The sequence below is a fragment of the Corallococcus sp. CA049B genome, assembly GCF_003611685.1.
GTDB lineage: Bacteria > Myxococcota > Myxococcia > Myxococcales > Myxococcaceae > Corallococcus > Corallococcus coralloides.
This window is the reverse complement of record NZ_RAWC01000023.1, coordinates 58,182-66,566: the sequence shown is the minus strand read 5'-3', so window position 1 is coordinate 66,566 and position 8,385 is coordinate 58,182. Positions and strand designations below refer to the sequence as shown.

The following is an 8,385-nucleotide window of genomic DNA, read 5'->3' as shown; positions in this document are numbered from 1 at the left end:
GTTGGGCACGGGCGGCACGTCCGACTGGGCGTGCGGGAGGATGGCGACCGCGGACTCCAGGAACCGGCGCGTCGGGGGATCCGCCTCCCCGAACTTCAGCCCCATGCCGGAGATGCCCTGGCCCTGCTGGCCCGTGACGAAGTGGACGATGGCCGCCGTGTAGAGGAGCCGGTCGCCGCTCGCCAGGCGGAGGTCCAGGGTAACGGCCGTGCCTGGGGGGCGCACGGCCTTGGCGCGCAAATAGATGCCGCCCCGGGTGATGTTGCCCCCGTATTTCGCGAGGAACTCCTCGGGGGTGGCGAAGGGCAGCTTCACCACCAGCCCCACCGCCCCCGCTTGATTCAATTCCGCCAAGGCCCGGTCCAAGTCCCAAGAAGTGTTGGTGGGACGCCGAGTATCACCTGAAGTCCCCGGGAACGAGCGGCAAAAAACCTTCTTCCGTTGCGCGGCAGCCGCGCAAACCGTATGGACACGCACCCGCCGGGCGCTGGTGCCCCGCGGGGCCTCCGGGAGCCCCCATGTTGAACCCCGATATCCGGCTGGCCCTCACCTTCGACGACGTGCTCCTGCAGCCCGGTGAGAGCGCCGTCACCCCGCGTGATGCCGACCTCACCACCCGCCTGACCCGCAACATCCGGCTGAACGTGCCCCTGCTGTCCGCCGCCATGGACACCGTGACGGAGGCGCGCACCGCCATCGCCATGGCGCAGGAAGGCGGCATCGGCGTCATCCACAAGAACATGACGCCCGAACAGCAGGCCCTGGAGGTCCTCAAGGTCAAGAAGTTCGAGAGCGGCATGGTGGTGGACCCCATCACCATCGACCCGAAGGCGCCGCTCGCCCGCGCGCTGGAGCTGATGAAGGTTCACGGCGTGTCCGGCGTGCCCGTGGTGCAGGGCAAGCGCCTGGTGGGCATCCTCACCAGCCGCGACGTGCGCTTCGAGAAGAACCTGTCCCAGAAGGTCGAGGACGTGATGACGACGAAGCTCGTCACCGGCCGCGAGGGCATCACCCAGGACGACGCCACGAAGCTCTTGCACGAGCACCGCATCGAGAAGCTCCTCGTCGTCGACGAGGCCTACGAGCTCAAGGGCCTCATCACCATCAAGGACATCGAGAAGCGCCGCACCCACCCGTACGCGGCCAAGGACGCCAAGGGCCGCCTGCTCTGCGCCGCCGCCGTGGGCGTGTCCCCGGACCGCGAGGCCCGCATCGACGCGCTGGTGAAGGCGGGCGTGGACGTCATCGTCGTGGACACCGCGCACGGCCACTCGAAGGGCGTCATCGAAGGCGTGCGCGACACGCGCAAGAACTTCAAGGGCTTCGACCTCGTCGCCGGCAACGTGGCCACCGCGGAGGGCACGCGCGCCCTGATTGAGGCGGGCGTGGACGCGGTGAAGGTGGGCATCGGCCCGGGCTCCATCTGCACCACCCGCGTGGTGGCCGGCGTGGGCGTGCCCCAGGTGACGGCGGTGGATGACTGCTCCCGCGAGGCGGACAAGCACGGCATCCCCATCATCTCCGACGGCGGCATCAAGTACTCGGGCGACATCGTGAAGGCGCTCGCCGCGGGCGCCAGCTCCGTGATGATCGGCTCGCTGTTCGCCGGCACGGAGGAGGCCCCCGGCGACGTCATCCTGTACCAGGGCCGCAGCTACAAGAGCTACCGGGGCATGGGCAGCCTGGGCGCCATGAAGCAGGGCGCCAAGGACCGCTACTTCCAGTCCGACGTGGAGGCCGTGAAGCTGGTGCCGGAGGGCATCGAGGGCCGCGTCCCGTACAAGGGCACGCTCGCCATGAACGTGCACCAGATGCTGGGCGGCATCCGCAGCGGCATGGGCTACGTGGGGTGCGCCACCATCGACGAGCTGCGCACGAAGGCCACCTTCGTCCGCATCACGTCCGCCGGGCTCAAGGAGAGCCACGTGCACGACGTCATCATCACCGAGGAAGCGCCCAACTACCGGATGGAGTAGGGCGTCCACCGCCCCCAAGCCTCACCGTCACCGGGAGGCTTCGGGGCAGGGGAGTCTCCCCCGGTGGGTGCACCAGGGGAGGACCGCGGGCGGCTACTTGCCGCGACGCTTGCCGCCAGAGGACGAGTCCTCGGCGGGGGCGGCCATGGTGGACACGCGCTTCTCCGCCGCGTTGACGCGCTGGAGGAGCGACTCGCGGTCGTCCGGATCCAGCGTCTCGATGGCCTTCTTCAGGGTGCCGAAGTCCAGGCGGGCCACCGTGACGGTGTTGCCCCCCTTGATCTCCTGCACCGTGGGCACGTCCACCAGCTCGCGCAGGTAGGTCTCGAACTCCACCCGGACGTCCGCGGTCTGCTGGATGCAGGTGTCCTTGGCGTTGACCAGGTTCTGGCTGCCCTCGCGGTAGCTCAGGTCCGGGTTGCGGGCCATGGCCTCCTCGAAGGTGTGGGTGCGGTCCTTCAGCGAGGAGTAGAGGTTGACGTAGTCCACCAGCCGGTCGGACTCCGGGCGGTTCACGTCCCGGGCCTTGTTGAGGGGCGCGGAGGTGTCGTCACAGGTGAGCTTGGACAGCTGTTCGACCCCGGGCGCGTCCTTCACCGCGACGCTGCGGGTGTCACGCTCCAGACGCTCGTCGGAGGTGATCTCCTTCACGCACCCCGAGGCGGACAGGAGGAGCATGGCTGCTGCAGTGGAAGCGGACAGGCGGCGCACGAACAATTGACGGCCTTTCAGCGTTGATTTCCCGAAGTTTGTAGCGATAAGGGCCCCCACCCGTCAACGACGCCCCCTGGGAGAATCGCCGGTGGACCTGCACTCCGAGAAGATCCTGATCCTTGATTTCGGGAGCCAGTACACCCAGCTCATCGCCCGCCGGGTGCGCGAGCTGGGCGTCTACTGCGAGATCCACCGCCCGGACCTCCCCGCCGCCGACATCCGCCAGTTCGCGCCGAAGGGCATCATCCTCTCCGGCGGGCCGGCGTCCGTGGAAGCGCCCGGCTCCCCGCGCTGCGACCCCTTCGTCTTCGAGGCCGGCGTCCCGGTGCTGGGCATCTGCTACGGCCTCCAGCTCCTCGCCAAGCTCCTGGGAGGCCGCATCGACCGGGGCGCCCACCGCGAGTTCGGCAGCGCGGCGGTGGAGGTGCTCGCCGCGCGGGGCCCCTTCGCGGAGTTCCGCCCGGGTGACCAGGTGCAGGTGTGGATGAGCCACGGCGACCGGGTGGACGAGCTGCCGCCCGGCTTCGAGGCCATCGGCCGCAGCGGCAACTCGCCCTTCGCGGCGGCGGCGCACAAGACGAACCCCTGGTACGGCTTCCAGTTCCACCCGGAGGTGGTCCACACGCCGCAGGGCAAGGCCATGCTGCGCGCCTTCCTCTTCAACGACTGCAAGGTGTCCGGCTCGTGGACGATGAAGGGCTTCATCGACGAGGCCGTGGAGACCATCCGCAAGCAGGTCGGTGACGAAGGCCGCGTCATCTGCGGGCTGTCCGGCGGCGTGGACAGCTCCGTGGCGGCGCTGCTCTTGCACCGGGCGATTGGCCCCCGGCTCCAGTGCATCTTCGTGGACAACGGCGTGCTGCGTCAGGGCGAGCGGGCGCAGGTGGAGGCGCTCTTCGTGGACCGCTTCCACGTGCCGCTGAAGACGGTGGACGCGCGCGAGCGCTTCCTGTCGAAGCTGGCCGGCGTCACGGATCCGGAGCAGAAGCGGAAGATCATCGGCCGGGAGTTCATCGCCGTCTTCGAGGAGGCCTCGCGCGACGTGCAGGACGCGGGCTTCCTGGCGCAGGGCACGCTGTACCCGGACGTCATCGAGTCCGTGTCGTGGAAGGGCCCGTCCGTCACCATCAAGAGCCACCACAACGTGGGCGGCCTGCCGGAGACGATGAAGCTCAAGCTGGTGGAGCCGCTGCGCGAGCTCTTCAAGGACGAGGTCCGCGCCCTGGGCCGCGAGCTGGGCCTGCCGGACGAGATGGTCTCCCGGCAGCCGTTCCCGGGCCCGGGCCTGGCCATCCGCGTGCTGGGCGAGGTGAACGAGAAGCGCCTGGACCTGGTGCGCCGCGCGGACGCCATCGTGCAGGAGGAGATCCACAAGGCCGGCCTGTACAAGGAGGTGTGGCAGGCCTTCGCCGTGCTGCTGCCCGTGCAGAGCGTGGGCGTGATGGGCGACGAGCGCACCTATGAGTCCACCTGCGTGCTGCGCGCCGTCACCAGCGTGGACGGGATGACGGCGGACTGGGCGCGCATCCCGTACCCCCTCCTGGAGAAGATCTCCTCGCGCATCACCAACGAGGTGCGCGGCATCAACCGCGTCGTCTACGACATCTCCTCCAAGCCGCCCGCCACCATCGAGTGGGAGTGAGGCGGTAGCGCCTCACGTCACCGCGCGCCGGATGGCTTCCTCCACCGGCGACGTGTCCTCCGGGAGCCGGGCCAGGCTCAGGGGCTCCCGGGGTAGCAGTGGCGGCTGCGCCATGAAGCGCGGCCGCGCTCCCCGGTGCGGCTGGGCCGAGTGCACGAGGAAGGGGTGGCACAGGTACACCGTGCCCGCCTCGCCCGTGGCCAGCACCTCCCGCCGGTGGGCGGACTCCGCGAAGCCGTTGGCCGCGAGCTGACGGAGCGTCAGGCCCGCCTCGCCCGCGGGGCCCAGCAGCCTCGCGATGTCCTGGTGCGAGCCCACGCGGATGCGGGTGGGAGCGTCGTCCTCGCCCACGTCGGAGAAGAGGAAGAGCATCAGCAGCGCCCGGCCCTTCGAGGCGACGTTGGCGCGCCACTCCATGAAGTCCGGCTTGTCGAAGTCGAAGCCCACGTCGATGTGCCACCCCGCGTCGCCCGGGTCGGCCCCCGGGTTGTTGGGGGTCGGGAAGCGCACGGGGAACGTGCCCATGGCCCGGGGTGGCAGCCAGCGGCCGGCGCCGACGAGCGCGTCATAGGCTGCGTGGAGCACGGGCGTGTTCGCGGCGTCCACGAAGGGCTTCTGGGGGTACATGCCCAGGCGGATGACGGGGCGGGTCCAGGTGGAGGGCTGGTCCGGGTCGCACCCCGTGTCCCGCCAGAGAAGGGCCCGGGCCTCGTCCGCCACCTCCCGGGGGAAGGCCCCGTCGATACGGAGGAACCCGTCCCGCATGAACTGCTCGGCGCGCGCGTCCATCTGCCTCCTGTCCCCGGGGGAAGTGCCGGGGTGCCCATGCGTTCACGGCAGGTCGCCGCTCCGCCTGACGGAGGATGAACGAAGAGGCTGCCCGGAGTGAACCGGGCAGCCTCTGGGTGCGTCAGGAAGCCAGCGGGGAGACTACCCCGCCGGGTTCGCCTTCACCGGCGCGACCTTGGTGCTGCCGGGGCGCAGCTCTTCCAGGACGCGGGTGGCGCCGTAGATCTTCTGGAGCGCCTCGATGATGGCCTCCGAGTGCACGGCCACCGTGCGGTTCACGGACTCGTCGAAGCCGTACTCGCCGCCCAGCGACTGGATGTTGCCGTCGAACACCAGGCCGACGACCTCCTGGTTCTTGTTCACCACGGGCGAGCCGGAGTTGCCGCCGATGATGTCGTTGGTGGTGATGAAGTTCATCGGCGTGGTGCCGGTGATGACCTTCTCCGCCTTCAGCCACGACTTGGGCAGCGCGTACGGCTCCTGGCCCGTGGCGTGCTCGAAGGTGCCGGACATCTGGGTGATGGGGGCGACCTGCTGCCCCTCATCCGTGTAGCCCTTCACGGAACCGAACGACACGCGCGGAGAGAAGGTCGCGTCCGGGTACTGGCTGGTGCCGTAGATGTCGAACTTCGCCTTGGCGACCAGCTCGCTGTTCTTCTTGATGATGGACTCCACGTCGTCCTCGAACTTCTTGCGGATGGCGCGGGCGTCCGGGTCCGTCAGCAGGGCCAGCTGGACCATGGGGTCCTTGGACGCGTCCACGGCCTTCTTGCCGCCGTCCCAGAGCGCCTTGCGGGCCTTCGGGTCCTTCAGCTTCGTGCCCTTCACCACGCGGGTGGCGACCTGCTCCGGGGACTCCTTGCCCAGCACCTTCTTCACGAACGGGTGCTTGGCGCCCAGCTCCTCACGCATCTTGGTGAGGCCGAACGTCAGGCGGGCGATCTCCAGCTCCGGATAGATGGGCGCGGGGCTGAAGAGCTGCGCCTTGAGGGCGGGCAGGTTGGCCTCGTTGAACTCGCGCAGCCGCTGGCCGTTGTCCTTGGGCAGCTCGTCGCCGGCGCGCACCAGCGCCCGGGCGGTGTGGAACAGGCCGGCGGACAGGCCCAGCCCCTGCTCGATGAAGTTCAGGTCCTTGCGGATGAGGAGCAGCTGGGCCTCCGCCTTGGCGATCTCGTCCCAGGCGGCGGCGTACTTCTTCTTCAGCTCGGGGTTCGCGTCGACCTTCTTGCGCAGCTCCTGCTCCGCGGCGACCTTGGAGGCGAAGAACTTCTTGTCGAGCAGCGCCTCGTGGCGGCCCTTGGACGCCTTCAGGCCGTTCTCCACGCCGAACAGGAGGTTGCTGGAGATGCGCTTCTGCTCGGGGCCGCGCTTCTGGAACTCCGTGAGCATGCCGCGCAGCTCGGAGAGGTACATGAGCGTCTTGGGCATGGACACGTCGCGGGTGTACTCCAGCTCCGCGATGGTCAGCGCGCGCGAGGTGCGGCCCGGGTTGCCGGCCACGAACGTGAGATCGTTCTCCTTCGCGCCGCCCTCGGACCACTTGAAGTAGTCCGGCGTCTTCACCGGCTGCTTGTCCTGGTAGACGCGCACGAAGGTCACGTCCAGGTCGTAGCGGGGGAACTCGAAGTTGTCCGGGTCACCGCCGAAGAAGGCGATGGCGTGCTCCGGGGCGAACACCAGGCGCACGTCCTGGAAGCGGCGGTACTTGTACAGGTTGTACTTGCCGCCCTGGTACAGCGTGACCAGGTCGCACCGCACCTTGTCGTCGCCGTTGGAGCAGGCCTTCTCCACCTTGGACATCTCCGCCTTCAGCGTGTCCGAGTACTGCTTGCCGGTCAGCGACGCGGTGGCCTTGTTGAGCTGCTCGGTGACGTCGGTGATTTCGACGAGCTGGTTCACCTCCATCGCCGGGCACTGCTTCTCCTCGCCCTGGGTCTTCGCGTAGAAGCCGTTGGCCAGGTAGTCCTGCTTCGCGGTGGACAGCTGCTCGATGCAGCCGCGCGCGCAGTGGTGATTGGTCATCACCAGGCCGTCCGGCGACACGAAGCTCGCCGAGCAGCCGCCGGCCAGACGCACCGCGCCCAGGCGGAGCTTGTCCATCCACTGCTGATCCGGCTGGAAGCCGTACTTCTCCTTCACCTTGGCGGCGGGGAAGTTGTTGTACGTCCACATGCCTTCATCGGCGAGCGCCGGGGCGGCACCCACGAGGGCGGCGATGACGACCAATCGCTTCATTGAATGGGATCCTTTCGGGCCGCGGGACGGAGCTCCGCGGGGACGGGGCGTTTGTGGTGGATGCTCCAGCGTCGGTCAAGCTGGGAAAACGCCCACGCCTGCCGCATAACGTCCGGGCGTCCGAACGATTCCCTGGGACGCTCACAGGGCAGGCGCTTTCCCCACCCGCCGGGTCCCGACGCAGCGCGTCCGAGCCCGCTCAGGCCGCCCGTGCGCGCGCCCACGCGCCCGGCGTGGTGCCCAGCACGGCCCGGAAGTCCGTGATGAGGTGGGCCTGATCATAGTAGCCCGCACCGGCGGCGATGCTCCCCCAGTCCGGCCGGCCGCCCTGGACGGAGGAGGCCTGGAGCGCGCGCTGGAAGCGGACGAGCCGGGCGTAGGACTTGGGTCCCATGCCGAGCACGTCGTCGAAGGCGCGCCGAAGGTGCCGTTCGCTCACGCCGAGTGTCCGGGCCAGCTCCGCGACGCGGGGAAGTTCCCCGGAGCCGGAGAGCAGGCGGATGCCGCGCCGCACGAGGTACGCGGCGGCCGGTTCATAGACGTCGTCCCGTTGGAGCCGGTCCACGAGCGCGGTCTCCAGTGTACGCAGGCGGGCCTGGGAGGAGGGCGCTTCCGCGAGCGCTTCGCGGAGCCGGGCGCCGTCCGCCTTGCCCCAGAGCGTGTCGATGGAGAGCGACCGGTGGGCCAGCTCCGACATGGGCAGGCCGAAGAACGGGTACGCGCCGCCGGGCTTGAACTGGATGCCCAGCGTGTCGGGAGGAACCTCCGAGGGCGCCTTGCGCAGCACCTGTTCCCGAGGCCCCAGGGCGTGCACGTCACAGGTGCTGGACGTGACGCGGACCACCAGCTCCACGGTGCCGTCCGGCACGCGGACGTAGTCGCCGTGGGAGGGGCCGCGCCAGAGCACGCGCACACGTTGGACGAAGCGGGACAGGTCGGCCCGGGGAGCCAGCGCGTTGTCAGCCAGAGCGGCCATGCGGCAGGAAGCATGGGACGGACGGCCCTACGCTTCAACCCGGGCCCTGGCCG

Annotated in this window: 7 protein-coding genes; 2 read left to right on the top strand and 5 right to left on the bottom strand. The window is 69.4% G+C overall.

Annotated features, from left to right (window positions below; translation table 11 throughout):
• A partial coding sequence (locus D7W82_RS08055; RefSeq protein ID WP_120617772.1) for a TIGR02266 family protein occupies positions 1 to 354 on the bottom strand: 354 nt, incomplete at its 3' end.
• Between the two features lie 164 nt (positions 355 to 518).
• Here D7W82_RS08055 and guaB point away from each other — a divergent pair.
• Positions 519 to 1,976, top strand: a complete 1,458-nt coding sequence (gene guaB, locus D7W82_RS08050) for an IMP dehydrogenase (RefSeq protein ID WP_120617764.1) — start codon at positions 519 to 521, stop codon at positions 1,974 to 1,976.
• Between the two features lie 93 nt (positions 1,977 to 2,069).
• On the opposite strand, the gene D7W82_RS08045 is transcribed toward guaB, so the two are convergent.
• Positions 2,070 to 2,654, bottom strand: coding sequence for a hypothetical protein (locus tag D7W82_RS08045; RefSeq protein WP_120617763.1), 585 nt, complete (start codon positions 2,652 to 2,654; stop codon positions 2,070 to 2,072).
• 124 nt (positions 2,655 to 2,778) lie between these two features.
• Between D7W82_RS08045 and guaA the strand changes: the two genes are divergently transcribed.
• Positions 2,779 to 4,332: a glutamine-hydrolyzing GMP synthase gene (gene guaA / locus D7W82_RS08040; protein ID WP_120617762.1), complete on the top strand. Its 1,554-nt coding sequence runs from the start codon at positions 2,779 to 2,781 to the stop codon at positions 4,330 to 4,332.
• 12 nt (positions 4,333 to 4,344) lie between these two features.
• Here the strand turns inward: guaA and D7W82_RS08035 are convergent, their stop codons facing one another.
• The 3 genes from D7W82_RS08035 to D7W82_RS08025 all read right to left on the bottom strand — a co-directional run bounded on the left by D7W82_RS08035 (position 4,345) and on the right by D7W82_RS08025 (position 8,332).
• Positions 4,345 to 5,121, bottom strand: coding sequence for a phytanoyl-CoA dioxygenase family protein (locus D7W82_RS08035; RefSeq protein ID WP_120617761.1), 777 nt, complete (start codon positions 5,119 to 5,121; stop codon positions 4,345 to 4,347).
• Positions 5,122 to 5,262: 141 nt separating this feature from the next.
• Entirely contained in the window at positions 5,263 to 7,356 is a 2,094-nt protein-coding gene (locus D7W82_RS08030) for a S46 family peptidase (protein WP_120617760.1), read from the bottom strand.
• Between the two features lie 199 nt (positions 7,357 to 7,555).
• Positions 7,556 to 8,332 carry an AraC family transcriptional regulator gene (locus D7W82_RS08025; RefSeq protein ID WP_120617759.1) on the bottom strand — a complete coding sequence of 259 codons (777 nt, stop codon included), beginning with the start codon at positions 8,330 to 8,332 and terminating at the stop codon, positions 7,556 to 7,558.
• Positions 8,333 to 8,385 lie beyond the last annotated feature (53 nt).